Source organism: Stenotrophomonas sp. PS02289 (assembly GCF_029960115.1).
Lineage (GTDB): Bacteria > Pseudomonadota > Gammaproteobacteria > Xanthomonadales > Xanthomonadaceae > Stenotrophomonas.
The window spans coordinates 32,244-48,950 of sequence record NZ_JASCOZ010000012.1; the positions used below are offsets into that span (position 1 = coordinate 32,244).

Below are 16,707 nucleotides of genomic sequence, written 5' to 3' on the forward strand. Positions count from 1 at the left end.
CGTATTGGGTTGGACGCATGATGTCGATTTGACGTTCATGCGTTAAAGAACGCCGGGGTTTTCACGGCCGTCGTCTGTCGACCGACGCTACCCGGACCACGTGCTTTTGACTTGCCATGGCCGCTGACGCACTGTCGATCGCGGGTCGGGGTGGGCCGGCTTCACGCGGTTTTACCCGATCAGTCGGCTTGATGCGTTTTCGGACTCCCAGGGATAGCGGAGCGGACAGAACTGTCCGAAAATAGAGCATGACCATCCAACGCGCCGATGCCGCCGCCCGCCGTGCCCTCATTCTGGATGCCGCCGACGCGGTGTTTGGTCAGCACGGTGTCACCGCCCCGTTGGACATGGTGGTCGAGCGCGCCCAGGTGGGTCGCGCCACGTTGTATCGCAACTTCCCTGACCGCGCCGCGCTGATCGAAGCCCTGCTCAAGCGCGCGGTCGCCCGCATCGAGCGCCAGGTCGAACGCCTGGGTGACCGCGACGACACCCTGTTCCAGGTCCTCGACGGCATGGCCTCGCGCCTGGTCCACTCCCCCGCGCTGGCCGATTACTGGCGCGCCGTCGACCCCGACCACCCGCCCATGGCCGCCGCCCGCCTCGCGGTCCGCGAAATCCTCAAAGTCCCCATCCAGCGCGCGATCGCCGCGGGCCTCTGCCGTCCCGACCTGCAGCCCGCCGACATCAGCCTGATCTCCAGCATGCTCGGTGCCGCCCTGCGCGGCAAAACCACCGAGGAGCGCGAACACCTCGCCGCGCGCGCCATGGAGTTGCTGCGCGGAGGCCTGCATGGACCGGTTCGCGAGCCGGGCGGATGAGCACCTATCTCAAGCCCGTTCCCGACTGGGAAGAGCACGAGAAACCCACCCTGCCCGGCTCGGCCTCGATGCCCTGGCATCCCCCGCACCGGCGCGTCGCTTACGCCGCCGTCGCCGTGCTGGTCGGCATCACCGGCGGCCTCGGCAACGCCCTGGTCACCGCCAACCTGCCCTTTCTGCAGGGCCAGCTCGGCCTCACCCCCGCGCAGGGCAGCGGCCTCGTCGCCGCCTACGCGATGGTCAACGTCACGGCCAATCTGCTTGCCTTCAAGTTCCGCCAGCAGTACGGCATTCGCCTGTTCGCCGAGATCGGCCTCGGTCTGTACGCCGCGCTCGCCGTCCTGCATCTGTTTGTCGGCAGCTTTGAAACCACCCTGCTGATGCGCGCCGCCAGCGGCTTCGCCGGTGCGGCCTGCAGCACGCTCGGCACCCTGTACATGCTGCAGTCGCTGCCGCGACGCTACACCGGCAACCTGCTGGTCGTGGGCGTCGGCCTATCGCAGCTGGCCGTGCCGCTGGCCTGGCTGGTGTCGCCGGGGCTGGTCGACACCGGCCAGTGGCACAACCTGTACTTCTTTGAAGCCGGCCTGGCGCTGTGCGCGTTCGCTGCCGTGGTCCTGCTTAAACTCCCTCCCGGCGTGCAGATCAAGGCGTTCGAGCCACTGGATTTTCTCACCTTCGCCCTGCTCGCTCCGGCCATCGCCCTGCTGGTCATCGTGCTGGCGCAAGGCTACGTTCGCTGGTGGCTGGACACGCCATGGCTGGGCTGGGCCCTGGTCGCTTCGATCACCCTGGCCACGACCGCCTTCATCATCGAGCACTATCGGCGCAACCCACTGCTGCAGACCCGCTGGCTGGCCAGCCTGCCGGTGCTGCACTTCATTGCCGGTGCGTTCCTGCTGCGCTTTCTCACCGCCGAGCAGTCCTACGGTGTGATCGGGTTGATGCGCCAGCTCGGCATGGGGCCGGACCAGATGCGTCCGTTGTTCGCGGTGATCCTGGCCGGCGTGATCACCGGCATCGCCACCAGCGCACTGACCTTCGGGCCCAAGCGGATCATCGCCCAGCTGCTGATGGCGATCGCCCTGCTCGGCACCGCCGCCCTGCTCGACCAGAACCGCACCAGCCTGGACCGCCCGCATGACTTCTTCCTGAGCCAGTTCCTGGCCTCGGTCGGGGCCGGCATGTTCATGGGGCCGCTGATCATGCTCGGCATCACCCAGGCCCTGAAGCAGGGCGTCGACCACATGATCACCTTCCTGGTCACCCTGTCCATCACCCAGACTCTCGGCGGACTGGCCGGCTCGGCCGTGCTCAGCAGCTACCAGCTGCACCGCGAACAGGTGTACTCCAGTGCGCTGGTCAGCCAGTTGGACCCGGCGGACGGCGTACTTGCGCAACGCCTCAAGCAACAGCAGCAGGTCTACGCCGGCGTGGTGACCGACCCGGTGCAGCGCGTTGCCCAGGGCACCGCGCAGCTGGCCCAGGTGGCACGACGCGAGGCCAATGTGCGTGCCTTCAATGACGTGTTTTCACTGAGTGGGCAGGTAGCGTTGGGGTTCCTGGGCTGGTTGCTGCTCCTGTCATTGCGCACGGCCGTGCTCAAGCAATGGCGCAAGCACCATCCGCCCGATCCTGTTTCCTGATGAGCCCGACCATGTCTTCGCAACCGCCGCGCCCTGACGACGAGAACGTCAATCCGCCCCCGCCCACCGACGCGGCTCCTGCGGCCGCCGCTGCGCCCGTGAGCACTGCCCCGCCGAAGTACATCACGCCCAGCCGGCGCGCCGTGATCGTGATGGTGCTGGTGGCACTGGTGGGTATCGCGCTGATTCTGCGTGCGTGGTCGTTGTGGCCGTTCCAGACCACCTGGGAGACCACCGACAACGCCTATGTGCGTGGGCAGATCACCGTGCTGGCACCGCAGGTCAGCGGCTACGTGACCGACGTGCTGGTGAAGGACTACCAGCAGGTCAAACAGGGTGACGCACTGGTGCGCATCGACGACCGCATCTACAAGGAAAAGGTCGCCCAGGCCGAAGCCGAGCTGGACAGTGCCAAGGCCGCGTTGGCCAATTCCGACCAGACACAGGCGCAGGATCGTGCGCAGATCGCTGCCGCGCAGGCCAACCTGGCCGCCGGGCAGTCCGAATTGAATCGTTCGCGCAATGAGCTCAAGCGCTATGAGGAACTGGCCGCACAACAGTTGGTGGCGTTGAATGACCGCGACAAATTCCGGACCTCCACGCAATCGGCGCAGTCGGCCGTGCAGCAGTCACAAGCGCAGATCCGTATCGCCGAAGAAACCCTCACGTCCACCCAGGTCGCACGCAAGGGCCTGGAGGCGCGCGTGGCCACCGCGCAGGCGCAGCTGGAACTGGCCCGCATTGATCTGGCCAATACGGTGATCCACGCGCCGCGCGACGGCCAGGTCAGCGAAGCCTCGGTACGCCTGGGGCAATACGTCACGGCCGGCTCACAGCTGCTGTTCCTGGTGCCGGATACCTTGTGGGTGGTGGCCAACTTCAAGGAAGGCCAGACCTGGAAGATGCGTGTCGGCCAACCGGCAACGTTCGCGGTGGATGCGTTTGACGGTCAGCGACTGACCGGGCGGGTGGAACAGATTGCCCCGGCAACGGGCTCGGAGTTCAGCGTGCTGCGGCCGGACAATGCCAGCGGCAACTTCACCAAGGTGGTGCAGCGGCTGCCAGTGCGGATCGCGATTGATCCGGAGCAGGATCTGGCACCGCGCTTGCGGCCAGGGATGTCGGTGGTGGTGCGGGTGGATACGGCGTCACCCCCGCCGTAACGCCGATCAGCCGGCGCAGCGGGCGCAGAGGCCGTGCACTTCCAGGGTCTGGGCCTGCGGCTGGAAGCCCAGCTCCTTGGCGCGTTTTTCCAGCTGGCTGACAATGTCGCGGTCTTCCAGCTCCACCGCGCTGTGGCAGCTGTTGCAGATCAGGAACGGCACCGAATGCTGCGCGCTGCTGGGGTGGTGGCAGGCGACGAACGCGTTCACCGATTCCAGCTTGTGCACAAAGCCGTTGGCCATCAGGAAGTCCAGCGCGCGGTACACGGTGGGCGGCGCATCGGCCCCCACCCCTTTGCCGTTGCGGACCCATTCCAGCAGCTCGTACGCCTTGACCGGCTTGCCGGCCTCGGCGATCAGGCGCAGCACGTTGGCGCGGATCGGGGTCAGGCGCAGTCCGCGCTCGGCGCATACGCGCTCCACCACCTTCACGAAGTCAGATGCGTCGTGAACGTGATGATGCGGAGCGGTACAGGCGGTTTTGGCGGACATGCGCGGTCTCCTGGGATCAGGCCTTCGGTACTTTAGTAAGGGCGACGTCGATCCGCTTCAAGGCTTCTTCACGCCCGGACAGGAACACCGTCTGCGAGATGTCCGGGCTGACCTGGGTGCCGGTGATCGCCACGCGCAGCGGCTGGGCGACCTTGCCCATGCCGATCTCGAGCGCGGCAGCGGTGTCGTGCAGGGCGGCCGAGACCCCTTCCAGGGTCCACGCCGGCAGCGCCGCCAGCAGTTCGCCGGCCTTGCCCAGCGCCAGTTCCGCGCCCGGCTTGAAGTGCTTGGCCACCGCGGCCTCGTCGTACTCGGTCAGCGGCTGGTACCAGACCACCGCCTTTTCGGCCATTTCCTTGAGGGTCTGCACGCGGTCGCGCAACGCCACCACCACGTCGGCCGGCGCGGGGCCGGCCCCCAGGTCCAGGCCCAGCTTCTGCAGCTGGTAGACCAGGTGCGGCGCGATGGTTGCCGGCTCCTCGGTCTTCAGGAAGTGCTGGTTGACCCAGCCCAGCTTGGCCATGTCCAGACGCGACGCCTTGGAATTGCAGTTGCGCACGTCGAACAGGTCGATCAGCTCCTGCCGGCTGAACAGCTCCTGGTCGCCGTGCGACCAGCCCAGCCGGGCCAGATAGCTCAGCAGGGCGTCGGGCAGATAGCCGGCGTCCTTGTACTGCATGACGTCGGCTGCGCCGGTGCGCTTGGACAGCTTGGCCCCGTTCTCGTCCAGAATCATCGGCATGTGGCCGAACTTCGGCACCGGTGCGCCAATGCCCTCGTACAGATTGATCTGGCGCGGGGTGTTGTTGATGTGGTCGTCGCCACGGATCACTTCGGTGATGCCCATGTCCCAGTCGTCCACCACCACGGCGAAGTTGTAGGTGGGGAAGCCGTCCGGGCGGAAGATCACCATGTCATCCAGCTCGCTGTTGGCGATTTCGATGCGGCCCTTGATCAGGTCATCGAACACCACCGTGCCGTCGAGCGGATTCTTGAAGCGGATCACCCGGTTCGGGTCGTCCTTGTACGGCAGGTTCAGCTCACGCGCGGCCCCGTTGTAGCGCGGCTTTTCCTGACGCGCCATCGCGGCCTCGCGCATGGCATCGAGTTCCTCGCGGGTCTCGTAGGCGTAGTAGGCCTTGCCGGAGGCAATCAGCTGCTCGGCCACTTCCTGGTAGCGGGCCACGCGCTGGGTCTGATAGATCGGCCCCTGGTCGTAGTCCAGACCCAGCCAGTCCATCGCCTCCAGAATGGCGTCGATCGCGCCCTGGGTGCTGCGCTCGCGGTCGGTGTCCTCGATGCGCAGCACGAATTCGCCGCCGCGGTGACGGGCCTCCAGCCAGCAGTACAGCGCGGTGCGGGCACCGCCAATGTGCAGGTAACCGGTGGGGCTGGGGGCGAAACGGGTGCGGCAGGTCATGAAGGGCTCGAAGGCGGGCAACGGAATCAGGGGCGATTTTACTCGCCCCTGCCGGCAAACGGGTGACGAGGCGACCGGATCGATCCGACCCGGTCGCGTCCAGGCTTACTTTCCGGCAGCGCCCAACGCATACCAGTCGATACGGCGGGTGATCCACATGGCCGCCGCCAGCACGCCGAACAGCAGCAGCGAGCCCATCAGCAAGGCGTTGTTCTCCGACACCAGCAGTCCATACAGCGCGCCGTACAACACCGTGAGCATGCCGGCGAAGCCCAGCCCGCGCAGACGGCTGCGCAGCACCCCGGACAGGTACACCGCCTGCAGCCCGATACACGCCACCGCCGACACCAGGTAGGCCATCCAGAACGGAATGTGCTCGGACAGGCTGAGCAGCAGCAGGAAGAAGATCGCCAGTGCCAGGCCCACCATCAGGTACTGCAGCGGATGGATGCGCAGGTCCTTGATCAGTTCGAACAGGATGAAACCGACAAAGGTCAGCAGGATGAACAGAATGCCGTACTTGCTGGCGCGATCGGCCTGGGTGTAGATGTCCACGGGATTGACCAGCTCCACGCTGACCGCCTCGACCTCGGAATCACCACCGCTGCGGAGCTGGCGCTGTGCCTGCGACGCCAGCGAAGACACCGACCACTGCGCGTTGAAACCGTTCGCGTCGACGGTGCGCTGGTTGGGGAGGAAACTGCCCGCGAAGGACGGATGCGGCCAGCTGGACTTCACCGCAATGCGGCTGTCATCGCCGACCGGCACCACCGACAACGTGCGGGTGCCATCCAGCACCAGGTCCAGCTCCACCGCGCTGGCCGCCAGCATGCCGCCGGCCGGGTCATTGAAGCCACGCACCGGCACGTGCAGGCCCTTGCCCATGCCGGCGACGTCGCCCAGTCCCGGCTGCAGGGTCAGATCCTGCCCGTCCACGCTCAGCTTCGGCGAACCAACCAGCCCGCGCACGTCGGCAATGCCGACCACCAGGTAGGGCTGCCCGTAGACGCGTCCTTCGCGCACCGGGTAGTCGTCCTCGTTGAAGGCCGCGCGCACTTTGGCCTTCCAGGTGTACACCGGCACCCGGAACAGGCCGATGCGGCGCTCATCCGGCTGCATGCCGCCTTCCACCTCCAGACTGGTCGGCATCTGCAACCAGTAGCTTTCTTCAACCTGGGTTTCGATCTTCTTGACGCCCGCGGCGTCCACGCTTTCCACCTGACGGGTTTCCCGCCACGGCACCACCCGGATCGGGCCGGTCAGGGTCTGCGCGCCGGCACGGCTCTGCGCCACCCGCATGTAGGCCTCGTCGCGATAGGCCTCGCGTTCGCTGATCACACCCCGGATCAGCATCAGTGGAATCAACAACAGCAGGATCAGCCCGCCGACAATGGCGAACCGCAACAGCATGTGCAAAGACTTCATCACCCGTCCTCGGTTTGGGAGGGTGCCAGCTTCAATGCGCCACGTGTGGGGCGTTTGAGCCGAATTTGAAGCGAATGTGAAGCGTAGAGCCACGCCCTGCGTGGCTGGCCGGGCAGAGCCCGGCTCTAGGCGATGGAAAGCGACGCCAGTGCCCCGCCACCGTCCCGGTTGACCAGCGTCACCCGCCCGCCATGCAGGCGTGCCACCTCCTGCACAAACGACAACCCCAGCCCCGAACTGCGCTGCCCGGTGGCCGGTCGCGCCAGTGAGTAGAAGCGCTCGAACACACGCGCCAGCGCGTAGTCCGGCACGCCGCTGCCACGATCGGCCACCTGCAGCACCACGGCGTCGCCGTCGCGCACCGCGCCAAGCGCCACGATCGAGCCTTCCGGCGAGAACGCCAGCGCATTTTCCAGCAGGTTGTTCAACGCCTGTCCCAGCAGCCAGGCATCGCCGGACACCGTCAACCCGGCCGTTGCCTGCACCTGGACCTCAACGCCGGCCGCCTGCGCGCGCAGGGCGACGGCACCGGCGGCCGCCTGCAGCAGCGGTTCGACCGCAATGCGTTCGCGCTTCTGCAGCCAACCGTGCTGCTCCACCTCCGCCAGCGCCAGCAGCTTGTCGATGGTTTCGGTCAGGCGCTGTTCCTGGCCCTGGATGCTGCGTGCGAAGTGCACGCGATCGGCGTCGGGCAGCGGCTCCTGCAGCAGTTCGGCCGCACCGCGAATCGCCGCCAGCGGGCTTTTCATCTCATGCGTGAGCGACTGCACGTACTGCTCCACATAGGCCTTGCCTTCCAGCTTGCGGCGCATGGTCTCCAGCGCGCGGCCGAGGTCGCCGATCTCGTCGCCACGGGCCGGCGGCGGGGGCACCGGCTCCCCGCGACTGACCGCCTGCGCATAGCGGTTGAGCCGCCCTACCCCGTGCATCAACCAGGCGGTCATCAGCACGCCGATCAATGCCGACAACCCGATCAGCCACGCACCGCGCTCAATGATGGCGCGCTGGCTGGCGGCAATGAAGGGGTCGATGCTGCGGTTGGGCTGAGCCAGGCTCAGCACGCCGATCAGGGTGCGGCCATCGTCCGGATCAAGGATCGGTGCGGCCACGTGCATCACCGTGCGGGTGGTGTCGCCGGGCGTTTCCGGGCTGGAACGCGCCCCGTACTCGCCGCGCAGCGTGCGGTAGACATCGTTCCAGCGTGAGTGGTCGCGCCCGATGTCCTGCCCGCGGGAGTCGTACACCACGATCCCGCGTGCATCGGTGATGGTGACCTGGTAGTCCAGTGAGCGCTTGGGGAAGCGCCAGACCATGGCCTTGGGGTCGCGTCGCTGCGCACGCGCCAGGTCCTGCACGAAGCGGCCCTGGGCGATCTGGCCGGCCTTGAGATCGGCGGCCGCCATTTCAGCCAGCACGTTGGCCGCATCCACCAGGGTCGCTTCCATCGCCTGGCGCACACCGGGCTTGACCTCGTTGACGAACACACGCATCACGAAGAACGCGGCGATGCCGACGATCAGGAAGAACCCCAGAAACAGCTTCAGCCCCAGCCGCACGCTACACCTCCAGCGCGTAGCCCACGCCACGGTGGGTGCGGATCGGATCCGGCTCGGCACCGGCCGCGCGCAGCTTGCCGCGCAGGGTTTTGACGTGGGTGTCGACGGTCCGGTCAGCGCTGTCGGCGTCGCTGTCCCAGCCGCGGTCCATCAGCTGCGCGCGGCTCAGAATGGCCCCCGGGCGCTGCAGCAGCGCGGCCAGCAGGGCGTACTCATAGCGGGTGAGGTCCAGCAGCTGCTCGCCATAGCGGATGCGGCGGCCGTCGCGGTCGATGGCGAAGCGTCCATGCGACTGCCAGCCCTGCGCCTGTTCCGGGGCGACCGCGCGACGCAGGCGCGCCCGCACCCGCGCCACCAGCTCGCGCGGCGAGAACGGCTTGGCCATGTAATCGTCCGCGCCCAGCTCCAGACCCAGCACGCGGTCGATCTCGTCATTGCGGGCGGTCAGGAAGATCACCGGCACCTGGCTGAAAGCCCGCAGTGCCCGGCAGACCTCGAAGCCGCTCAGGTCCGGCAGGCCCACGTCCAGCACCACCACATCCACGCTTTCGGTGCGCAGCAGCTGCAGCGCCTGGCTTCCCAGCGCGCAATGGCGGGCCTGGTAGCCCTCGCTGCGCAGGGCGTAGAGCACGGTATCGGCGATGGCGGTCTCGTCCTCGACGACCAGGACGGCAGGGGCGGTAGCGTTCATGCGCGCAGCATAGCCGTTGACGCCCGTGCCCCGTACACTGCGCGCATGAATTACCACCACGCCTTCCACGCCGGCAATCATGCCGACGTGCTCAAGCACATCGTCCAGCTGGCCCTGCTGGATGCGTTCAAGCGCAAGGACAGCCCGTTCTTCGTGCTCGACACGCATGGCGGCGCTGGCCGCTACCTGCTGACCAGCGAAGAAAGCCGCAAGACCCTGGAAGCGGAAAACGGGGTGATGCGACTGATGGCGCAGCCGAAGCTGCCGGCCGTGGTCGAGCGCTACCTCAAGGCGGTGCAGGCCGACAACCCGGTCGGCGCGCTGGTCAACTACCCGGGCTCGCCGCTGCTCACCGCGCAGACCCTGCGCGAGCAGGACCGCATGGCGGTGTGCGAGCTGCAGGACGCCGAGGCGGCCACGCTCAAGGCGCTGTTCGCCCATGACAGCCGCGTGGCCGTGCTGCAGGCCGACGGCTACACCCAGAACAAGGCGCTGCTGCCGCCCAAGGCCAATGGGGCCAAGATCGGCCGTGGGCTGGTGCTGATCGACCCGCCCTACGAAGGGCAGGATGCCGAGTACCAGCGCATCCTGGCCTCGATCGAAGAGATCCTGGGCCGCTGGGCACAGGCCAGCTTCGCCATCTGGTTCCCGATCAAGCAGCGCCGCACGGTGCTGCACTTCCTGCGCAAGGCCTGCGCGCTGCCGGTCAAGTCCGTGCTTACAGTAGAACTACTGGTGCGCCCGGACGACTCGCCGTTGAGACTCAACGGCAGCGGCATGCTGCTGCTCAACCCGCCGTGGCAGTTCGACCAGGTGCTGGCCCCGGCCATGCCGGTGCTCAAGCAGCATCTGGGCGAAGCGGGAGCCAGCACCCGACTGCAATGGTTGAAGCAGGCCGACTAAGCCCCCGTTCCCCGTGTGAGCGTTTCGTTCACGGAACGCGCCCCCGGGGATGCGAGAATCCGAAGACCACCAAGGAACTACCGGTATGGCTACCCGTAACCGCATGCCGCCCTGGCACGAGATCTTCAAAGCTCCCAGCGGCCACGAACTGCTGATCCGTCCGATCCGGCCGGAAGACAGCGCGCCGCTGCAGGCATCGTTCAGTCTGTTCGGTCCGGAAGAAATCCGCGACCGTTTCCTGCAGTCGGTGACCGAACTGTCACCGGACACCACGCAGCGCCTGACCCACCCCAACCCCAAGACCGAAATCACCCTGGTCGCCGCCGAGTCGGTGCCCGCCGGTGAAGCGGTGGTGGGCGCGGTGGCCCGGGCCTCGATCATCTCCGGCACCCGCGATGCGGAGTACGCGATCCTGATCAGCCGCTTCCTGGTCGGTCAGGGCCTGGGCCGGCAGCTGATGCGCAAGCTCGTGAAGTGGGCGCGCGGCAAGTATCTCGACCGTCTGTACGGCGACGTGGCCGAAGAAAACGAGCCGATGAAGCAGCTGGCCGCTTCGCTGGGCTTCAAGCCGATCCCGCATCCGCAGGGTACGCCCGGGCTGGTTCGGATGGTGCTCGAGCTGGATTCGTAACAGGTGACGCCGGCCAACGGCCGGCGCTACCGGTGGGTTACACGGTGAGCACATGGCCGTCTGCTAAAATTGCCGGCTCATGTCACGTATCTCCTACCCCGCTCCGCCGCTGCCGCGTCCCGGCCAGCTCCGCGCCTGGTGGCGCGCCCCCGCTTCGGCTACCGCGCTGGCGTGGCATATCGCCCGCGCCGCGCAGACGCATGCGGGCCCTCTGCTGGTCATCGCCCGCGACAACCACGGGGCGAACCAGATCGAAGCCGATCTGCACACCCTGCTGGGCGCGGATGACAGCCTGCCGGTAGTGGCGTTCCCGGACTGGGAAACGCTGCCTTACGACGCCTTCAGCCCGCATCCGGACATCATCTCGCAACGTCTGGCCGCGCTGCACCGCCTGCCCTCGCTCAAGCGCGGCATCGTGGTGGTGCCGGTGCAGACCCTGCTGCAGCAGCTGGCCCCGCTGAAGTACGTGATTGGCGGCAGCTTCGACCTGAAGGTCGGGCAGCGCCTGGATCTGGATGCGGAAAAGCGCCGGCTGGAAGCGGCCGCCTACCGCAACGTGCCGCAGGTGATGGACCCGGGTGACTTCGCGGTGCGCGGCGGCCTGCTCGATGTGTTCCCGATGGGTGCCGAGGCACCGCTGCGGATCGAGCTGCTCGACGAGGACATCGACTCGATCCGCGCCTTCGACCCGGAAAGCCAGCGCTCGCTGGACAAGGTCGACGCCGTGCGCATGCTGCCCGGCCGCGAAGTGCCGCTGGACGAGCTGGCCGTGTCGCGGGTGCTGGCCACCCTGCGCGAGCGCTTTGACGTGGATACCCGACGCAGCGCGCTGTACCAGGATCTCAAGTCCGGGTTGGCACCGGCTGGCGTGGAGTACTACCTGCCGCTGTTCTTCGACCAGACCGCCACGCTGTTCGACTATCTGCAGCCCAACGTGCTGCCGGTGCTGGCGGCCGGGGTGGGCGAAGCCGCAGCGGCATTCTGGGCACAGACCCAGAACCGCTACGAGCAGCGTCGGCACGATGTGGAACGGCCGCTGCTGGCTCCGACCGAGCTGTATCTCACCCCCGAAGGCCTCAATGCGCACCTCAACACCCTGGCGCGCGTCGAGATCTGGGCCGCCGATCATCCGCGCATTGCCGAGGCGCAGCCGCTGGGCGACCAGCCGTTGCCGCCGCTGCCGGTGGCCGCGCGCGATGCGCCCGCGGGTGAAGCGCTGAAGTCGTTCCTGGGCCACTACCCGGGCCGCGTGGTGATTGCCGCCGACTCGCCGGGCCGCCGTGAAGCGCTGCTGGAAGTGCTTGCCGCCGCCGAACTCAAGCCGCCGGTGGTGGCGGACCTGCCCGGCTTCCTCGCCGACGACGGCGCGCGCTTTGCGATCACCGTCGCGCCGCTGGAAGACGGCTTTGCGCTGGAAGAACCGGCGCTGGCGGTGCTGACCGAGCGCCAGCTGTTCCCGGAACGTGCCGGCACCACCCGCCGCAGCCGCCGGGTAGGCCGCGAACCGGAAGCGATCATCCGTGACCTCGGTGAGCTGACCGAAGGCGCTCCGATCGTCCATGAAGACCACGGTGTAGGCCGTTACCGCGGCCTGATCGTGCTCGATGCCGGCGGCATGCCCGGCGAGTTCCTGGAGATCGAATACGCCAAGGGCGACCGCCTGTATGTTCCGGTCGCCCAGCTGCATCTGATCAGCCGCTACAGCGGTGCGTCGCCGGAAACCGCGCCGCTGCATTCGCTGGGCGGCGAACAGTGGACCAAGGCCAAGCGCAAGGCGGCCGAAAAGGTACGCGACGTGGCCGCCGAACTGCTGGAAATCCAGGCGCGTCGTCGTGCCCGCGCCGGTCTTGCGCTGCACGTGGACCGGGCCATGTACGAGCCGTTCGCGGCCGGCTTCCCGTTCGAGGAGACCCCCGACCAGCTGGCCGCCATCGAGGCCACCCTACGCGATCTCGCCAGCAGCCAGCCGATGGACCGCGTAGTCTGCGGTGACGTCGGCTTCGGCAAGACCGAAGTCGCGGTGCGCGCGGCTTTCGCCGCCGCCAGTGCGGGCAAGCAGGTCGCGGTGCTAGTACCCACCACGCTGCTGGCCGAGCAGCACTACCGCAACTTCCGCGACCGCTTCGCCGACTACCCGCTGAAGGTGGAAGTGCTGTCGCGCTTCAAGTCCACCAAGGAGATCAAGGCGGAACTGGAGAAGGTGACCGCAGGCACGATCGACGTGATTGTCGGCACCCACCGCCTGCTGCAGCCGGACGTAAAGTTCCGCGACCTGGGCCTGGTGATCGTCGATGAGGAACAGCGTTTCGGCGTCCGCCAGAAGGAAGCGCTGAAAGCGATGCGTGCCAATGTGCACCTGCTGACCCTGACCGCCACGCCGATTCCGCGCACGCTGAACATGGCCATGGCCGGCCTGCGTGATCTGTCCATCATCGCCACCCCGCCGCCGAACCGGCTGGCCGTGCAGACCTTCATCACCGCCTGGGACAACGCGCTGCTGCGCGAAGCCTTCCAGCGTGAGCTGTCGCGCGGCGGCCAGCTGTACTTCCTGCACAACGACGTGGAAAGCATCGGCCGCATGCAACGCGACCTGGCCGAGCTGGTGCCGGAAGCACGCATCGGCATCGCCCACGGGCAGATGCCCGAACGCGAGCTGGAGCGGGTGATGCTGGACTTCCAGAAGCAGCGCTACAACGTGCTGCTGTCGACCACGATCATCGAATCGGGCATCGACATCCCCAACGCCAACACCATCATCATCAACCGCGCCGACCGCTTCGGCCTGGCCCAGCTGCACCAGCTGCGCGGCCGCGTCGGTCGTTCGCACCACCGTGCGTATGCCTACCTGGTGGTGCCGGACAAGCGCGCGATGACGCCGGATGCGGAAAAGCGCCTGGAAGCGATCGCCTCGATGGACGAGCTGGGGGCCGGCTTCACCCTGGCCACCCACGATCTGGAAATCCGCGGTGCCGGCGAACTGCTCGGCGAAGACCAGAGCGGCCAGATGGCCGAAGTGGGCTTCAGTCTCTACACCGAACTGCTGGAACGTGCGGTGCGCAGCATCCGCCAGGGCAAGCTGCCCGATCTGGACAGCGGCGAGGAAGTGCGCGGTGCGGAAGTGGTGCTGCACGTGCCAGCGCTGATTCCGGACGACTACCTTCCCGACGTGCACACCCGCCTGACCCTGTACAAGCGCATCAGCAGCGCGCGCGACAGTGGCGAGCTGCGCGAGCTGCAGGTGGAAATGATCGACCGCTTCGGCCTGCTGCCGGATCCGACCAAGTACCTGTTCGCGATTGCCGATCTGAAACTGCAGTGCAACGCACTGGGTATCCGCAAGCTGGAACTCGGCGAAGCCGGTGGTCGCATCGTGTTCGAGGCCAAGCCGCAGATCGACCCGATGGCGGTGATCACCATGATCCAGAAGCAGCCCAAGCTGTACACCATGGACGGCCCGGACAAGCTGCGCATCAAGGTGCCGCTGCCCTTGCCGGAAGACCGCTTCAATGCGGCCAAGGCGTTGTTGACCACGCTGACGCCAGGGTGATGCGCGGGCCGGCCAACGGCCGGCGCTACCAAACACGCGCACGCATACCGGTAGCGCCGGCCGTTGTCCGGCCCTGGCAATCCCGGAAACAGAAAAGGCCCGGCATTGCCGGGCCTTTTCGTCACATCACCACATGGTCGATTACCAGATCACCACGCGCTTGTCGTCGGCACGCACCATCGCGTCACCGGCCTTGCACTCGAACGCCGCGGCGAACGACGGCATGTTCGACGGCGCACCGTTGGCACGGAAGTTGGCCGGGGCATGCGGATCGGTGTTCAGACGCACGCGCAGCTCACCGTCGGTGAAGTTGCGACGCCACACGGTGGCCCAGTTCATGAAGAAGCGCTGGTCCTGGGTGTGGCCGTCCACTTCGACGTTGGCCTTCGGGTTTTCCTTCAGCGCCATCTGCAGCGCGTCATAGGCGACGGTCAGGCCACCCAGGTCACCGATGTTCTCGCCCAGGGTCAGCTTGCCCTTCACGTTCACGCCCGGCAGCGACTCGTAGCCGTCGAACTGCGCGACCAGCTGATCGGTACGGCCGGTGAAGGCCTTGCGGTCGGCGTCGGTCCACCAGTTGTCGAAGTTGCCGTTGGCGGCGAACTGGCTGCCGGAGTCGTCGTAGCCGTGCATCATCTCGTGGCCGATGACCGCACCGATGCCGCCGTAGTTCAGCGCCGGATCGGCCTTGGCGTCGAAGAACGGAGCCTGGAGGATCGCAGCCGGGAACACGATCTCGTTCTTGGTCGCGTTGTAATAGGCGTTGACGGTCTGCGGGGTCATGCCCCACTCGGTCTTGTCGACCGGCTTGCCGATCTTGTTGAGCATGTAGCGGTAGTTGAACGCGCGCGCCGCCTGCATGTTGCCCAGGTAGCTGTCGGCGTTGGTTTCCAGGCCCGACCAGTCACGCCACTTGTCCGGGTAGCCGATCTTCGGGGTGAAGCTGGCCCACTTCTCCAGTGCCTTCTTGCGGGTGTCTTCGCCCATCCATTCCAGCTTCTCCAGGCGCGCCTTCAGCGCGACCGAGAGATTTTCGACCAGGTGCTGCATCTGCACCTTGGATTCGGCCGGGAACACCGCCTCGACGTACAGCTGGCCGAGGCCCTCGCCGATCGAGGTGTTGACCGAGTCGAGCACGCGCTTCCAGCGCGGCTGCATTTCCTTCTGACCGCGCAGGGTGCTGCCGTAGAAGTCGAAGTTGGCCTTCTCGAAGTTGCTGCTCAGGTAGGGCGCAGCGTCATCGACCGTGTGGAAGCGCAGGTAGGCCTGCCAGGTGCTGGCCGGAACCTCGGTGAGCATCTTGTCCACTTCGGTGAAGAAGCCCGGCTGGGCCAGCGAGAACTTCTGCGCGGCCGGCACCTTGAGCGTGTCGAACAGCGCGGTCCAGCTGAAGTTCGGGGTGAGCTTGTCGGCATCGGCGGCGCTGAGCGGGTTGTAACGCTTGGCCGGGTCGCGCAGTTCGATGCGCGACAGCGAGGCCTTGGCCAGACGCGTTTCAAAGTCCATCACGGCCTTGGCATCGGTCTTGGCCTGGGCGGCGTCGACGCCGGACAGGGTCAGCACCTGCTCGATGTAGGCGACGTAGGCGTCGCGGATCTTGGCCTGGGCGTCGTCGAAGTAATAGCCCTTCTCAGGCAGGCCAAGGCCGCCCTGGCCGACGTAGGCGATGACGTTGGCCGAATCCTTGTAGTCGGCATTGGCGAACAGCGAGAACAGCACGCCCTGGCCCTGCGCCTGGCTGTCGCGCAGGTACTGGGTGATGGCGGCGGTGTCATTCAGCGCGGCGATCTTGTCCAGCTGCGGCTGCAGCGGGGCGATGCCGGCGGCTTCGATCTTGGCTTCGTCCGAGCCGGTCTTCCAGATGTCGCCGATCTTGGCTTCAACGGTGCCGGCCTTGGCCTGGCTGGCGGCAGCCTGCTGGACCAGCGCGTGCTGCACTTCCAGCGAGCGCTCGCGCAGGATCTCGAAGCTGCCCCAGGTGGTCTGGTCGTTCGGGACCGGATTGGCCTTGAGCCACTTGCTGTTGACGTAACCGTTGAGGTCCGTACAGGCGGCAATGGTCGGATCGAGGTCGGCGCTGTTGAGCGAGATCAGCGGGGTTTTGATCTGGGACTGATCAAACGCGGCCTTGGCCGGGGTGGCGTCGGCGGCGGGGGCGTCGGTCTTGCCGCAGGCGGCAAGCGAGGCGGCAATGGCAACGGTGAGCCCCAGCGGGGCCAGCTTGGTAAAGGTCATGCGTCACTCCGGCTGCAGATGGAAGCATTGCCCGCAGGGCGGGCAATCTCGCAGGGTAGCGCGGGCGGGACGCAGGGCGGACCGGCCAAAGGTCACACCGTGGTGGTGATCTGCCGTAGAGCCACGCCCTGCGTGGCTTCGCGGTGGCAAACGCAGTCGCAGCCACGCAGGGCGTGGCTC

12 protein-coding genes are annotated in these 16,707 nt (G+C 66.9%); 6 read left to right on the forward strand and 6 right to left on the reverse strand.

Annotation, left to right across the window (positions count from 1 at the left end):
- The first annotated feature begins 248 nt into the window (after positions 1 to 248).
- Genes QMX83_RS03280 through QMX83_RS03290 form a run of 3 tightly spaced genes read left to right on the forward strand, consistent with a single transcriptional unit; the run spans position 249 to position 3,627 of the window.
- Positions 249 to 818, forward strand: a complete 570-nt coding sequence (locus QMX83_RS03280) for a TetR/AcrR family transcriptional regulator (protein WP_282295213.1) — start codon at positions 249 to 251, stop codon at positions 816 to 818.
- Positions 815 to 2,464: an MFS transporter gene (locus QMX83_RS03285; RefSeq protein ID WP_282295214.1), complete on the forward strand. Its 1,650-nt coding sequence runs from the start codon at positions 815 to 817 to the stop codon at positions 2,462 to 2,464. The genes QMX83_RS03280 and QMX83_RS03285 overlap by 4 nt, the downstream gene beginning before the upstream one ends.
- Positions 2,465 to 2,475: 11 nt before the next feature.
- Entirely contained in the window at positions 2,476 to 3,627 is a 1,152-nt protein-coding gene (locus QMX83_RS03290; protein WP_282295215.1) for an HlyD family secretion protein, read from the forward strand.
- Positions 3,628 to 3,633: 6 nt separating this feature from the next.
- On the opposite strand, the gene QMX83_RS03295 is transcribed toward QMX83_RS03290, so the two are convergent.
- From QMX83_RS03295 to creB, 5 genes are all read right to left on the reverse strand, one after another.
- Entirely contained in the window at positions 3,634 to 4,119 is a 486-nt protein-coding gene (locus QMX83_RS03295) for a Fur family transcriptional regulator (protein ID WP_125358305.1), read from the reverse strand.
- Between the two features lie 16 nt (positions 4,120 to 4,135).
- Positions 4,136 to 5,539, reverse strand: coding sequence for a glutamate--tRNA ligase (gltX, locus tag QMX83_RS03300; protein WP_282295216.1), 1,404 nt, complete (start codon positions 5,537 to 5,539; stop codon positions 4,136 to 4,138).
- A gap of 105 nt (positions 5,540 to 5,644) precedes the next feature.
- Entirely contained in the window at positions 5,645 to 6,964 is a 1,320-nt protein-coding gene (gene creD, locus QMX83_RS03305) for a cell envelope integrity protein CreD (protein WP_282295217.1), read from the reverse strand.
- Between the two features lie 125 nt (positions 6,965 to 7,089).
- Entirely contained in the window at positions 7,090 to 8,520 is a 1,431-nt protein-coding gene (gene creC, locus QMX83_RS03310) for a two-component system sensor histidine kinase CreC (protein ID WP_282295218.1), read from the reverse strand.
- A gap of 1 nt (position 8,521) precedes the next feature.
- The gene (gene creB / locus QMX83_RS03315; protein ID WP_282295219.1) at positions 8,522 to 9,211 is read right to left on the reverse strand and encodes a two-component system response regulator CreB; all 690 of its coding nucleotides are present in this window, start codon (positions 9,209 to 9,211) and stop codon (positions 8,522 to 8,524) included.
- A gap of 45 nt (positions 9,212 to 9,256) precedes the next feature.
- Between creB and rlmJ the strand changes: the two genes are divergently transcribed.
- The 3 genes from rlmJ to mfd all read left to right on the forward strand — a co-directional run bounded on the left by rlmJ (position 9,257) and on the right by mfd (position 14,292).
- Positions 9,257 to 10,114, forward strand: a complete 858-nt coding sequence (rlmJ, locus tag QMX83_RS03320; RefSeq protein WP_282295220.1) for a 23S rRNA (adenine(2030)-N(6))-methyltransferase RlmJ — start codon at positions 9,257 to 9,259, stop codon at positions 10,112 to 10,114.
- 85 nt (positions 10,115 to 10,199) lie between these two features.
- The gene (locus QMX83_RS03325; RefSeq protein WP_282295221.1) at positions 10,200 to 10,745 is read left to right on the forward strand and encodes a GNAT family N-acetyltransferase; all 546 of its coding nucleotides are present in this window, start codon (positions 10,200 to 10,202) and stop codon (positions 10,743 to 10,745) included.
- A 79-nt stretch (positions 10,746 to 10,824) separates the two neighbouring features.
- Positions 10,825 to 14,292, forward strand: a complete 3,468-nt coding sequence (gene mfd / locus QMX83_RS03330; RefSeq protein WP_282295222.1) for a transcription-repair coupling factor — start codon at positions 10,825 to 10,827, stop codon at positions 14,290 to 14,292.
- A gap of 141 nt (positions 14,293 to 14,433) precedes the next feature.
- Here the strand turns inward: mfd and QMX83_RS03335 are convergent, their stop codons facing one another.
- Complete coding sequence (locus tag QMX83_RS03335; RefSeq protein ID WP_282295223.1) at positions 14,434 to 16,527, reverse strand: M13 family metallopeptidase; 2,094 nt, start codon at positions 16,525 to 16,527, stop codon at positions 14,434 to 14,436.
- Positions 16,528 to 16,707 lie beyond the last annotated feature (180 nt).